Annotated in this window: 1 protein-coding gene; it reads left to right on the top strand. The window is 56.2% G+C overall.

Translation table 11 applies throughout. The annotated features are described in order from the left end of the window. Positions 1-2,245 (top strand): hypothetical protein (locus ACO6V1_RS23500; protein ID WP_422468959.1); only part of this gene is annotated, 2,245 nt, incomplete at both ends.

Genomic DNA, 2,245 nt, shown 5'->3' with positions numbered 1-2,245 from the left:
TTATGGCCAAAACCAGTCAAAGCCTGCTTGCCCGGGCCAAAGCGACCGCTGGAGAACAGCCGGACCCTGTACCTGGTCCTTCCGGGGTGGCTCAGGGCGTGTCCAGCCTGGACGACTTTCAATATTCGATGCAGATGATGGTGTTGCAGGATGCCATCAATGCTATTGCCCCGGAGGTTCCCGGAGCGGCGCTGTTGGCTCACCCAGCCGCTGGTGCGGTTCCCCAATCGTCGGGTGGCCAGCCTTCCGGTGGCACCGATCAAGGTTTAAGTGTGGGAACCAAGGCCGGAATCGCGATTGGTAGCGTCGGCGGAACATTAGGTTCGGTGGCTAGCGGCGCATTTATAAAAAGACTGGCCTCGAACGGGGGCGATGCGGCGGCGGAAGATGTCGGGGTCCGCATTGGGGAAAGTGCAGCAGAGGAGTTTGTGCCAGAGACCGAGGTTTTGAAATCCCTGGGTGATGGGCTCAAAACTTCTGTTGAGGATTTGATGGCCAAGGCACCCGCCCCGCCACATCATGAACCCGGCGGCGAAGACTGGGCCCATATCCGCACTCGTGGCAAAGGCAGCAAAGGCAAAATAAAAGAACCCGCGTGTCGACGTAAAAGAGCCCTGGCCGGGGCTGGCATGGGTGGTTGTGCCGCCGATGAGTTGTATGAAAAGGCAGTAAAAAGGATAGTTGCAGAAGGCGTTGTTGGATTCTCTGCACCCGCCCTGATGGCCGGTTTTGCTGAAACACTGGCTGTTGGACTCCTGACCCCGGAATTACTTATGATCATTGCTGCGGCCGTGGCAGCCGGCGTTGCCGGCTGGGTAGGTTATGAAATCTACGAACTTGTAGAAGATGGGAAGAAGAAGGGAGGCGGGGGTGATAGTGATGATGATTCATCTGACAATGACAACTCCGGTCATCATCACTCATCCGGAGGCAGTGGTAACAGAGGAACCACGCCCACCAGTGGATTGTTAACGACCGGCCAGCCGCCCGTCACAGGCCTGCAACCTGCCACGGACAGGCCGGGCAGCAATCCCGGAGTGGTTGCTGACAACAGTAGCCCTGTTGTTGCGATCGCATCGGCAACCGGCGCACAGGCGGTGGTGTCGTCTGACGTGCATGCATTGGCCACCATCGCGCCGGAGACCAGCACCCCGCAGCCACTGGCATCGACCAGCGTATCAACCACGGCTGTAACCGTGACAGAACAGGCTGACATTACCCCTGCAATGGCATCTGCTGCCATGGATCGTGCAACCAGTGAAGCCGGACTGCTAACGTCCTTAGCGGTATCTGAGGGCAGTTCCAGCCATGTACCACCGGACGCCTCAAAAGCATTGTTATCGACGGCTTTATGGCCGCATACCGCTGCACCTGTGCTGGCACCCGGATTGAGTTCGTCGGCCAGCACTACTATTGAGGCTGCACCACGCCAGTCAGAGAGCACCCGTGCTCAGGCACTATCTGCCAATACCACAGCTCCAATTGGAGCAGAGTCAAGTTTGTCGTTTAATACTATCACGGCGTCGTTGAGTTCGTCAGAGACGGCAAGTAGACAGGCAGTGTCGTCCAGTATCATCACTTTAGCCTCATCCAAGTCTGGTTCGTTCGCTAATGCTACAGAGGGTTCATTAAGCCCGTCCGGAACGGTAAACACTCAGGCATTGTCATCCAGCACGATGGCCCGGATTTCGCCGGAAATGAGTCCGTCAATGAATACTACTGAGGCATCACTGAACCCATCAGGCATGGCAGGCACCCAGAGGTTATCATCCAGCACCACGGAGCTGTTCTCTCCAGAGCTGGGTTCGTCGATGAATACCACCGATGTGTCACTCACTCCATCAGGGATGGCAGGCACCCAGACGTTATCATCCAGTACCACGGCTGCGTTTTCTCCAGAGTTGAGTTCGTCGATGAATACTACCGATGTGTCGGTGACTCCGTCAGGCATGGCAGGCACTCAGAGGTTATCATCCAGTGCCACGGCTGCGTTCTCTCCAGAGTTGAGTTCGTCGATGAATACTACCGATGTGTCGGTGACTCCGTCAGGCATGGCAAGCACACAGACATTGTCATCCAACACTACGGCTCCGTTCTCACCGGAACTGAGTTCGTCGATGAATACCACCGATGTGTCAATGACTCCGTCAGGGATGGCAAGCACTCAAACATTGTCATCCAACACCACGGCTCCGTTCTCACCAGAGCTGAGTTCGTCGATGAATACCACCGATGTGTCAATGAC

The sequence above is a fragment of the Endozoicomonas sp. ALC013 genome (genome assembly GCF_049310205.1).
Taxonomy (GTDB): domain Bacteria; phylum Pseudomonadota; class Gammaproteobacteria; order Pseudomonadales; family Endozoicomonadaceae; genus Endozoicomonas.
This window is presented reverse-complemented; position numbering and strand designations above follow the sequence as displayed.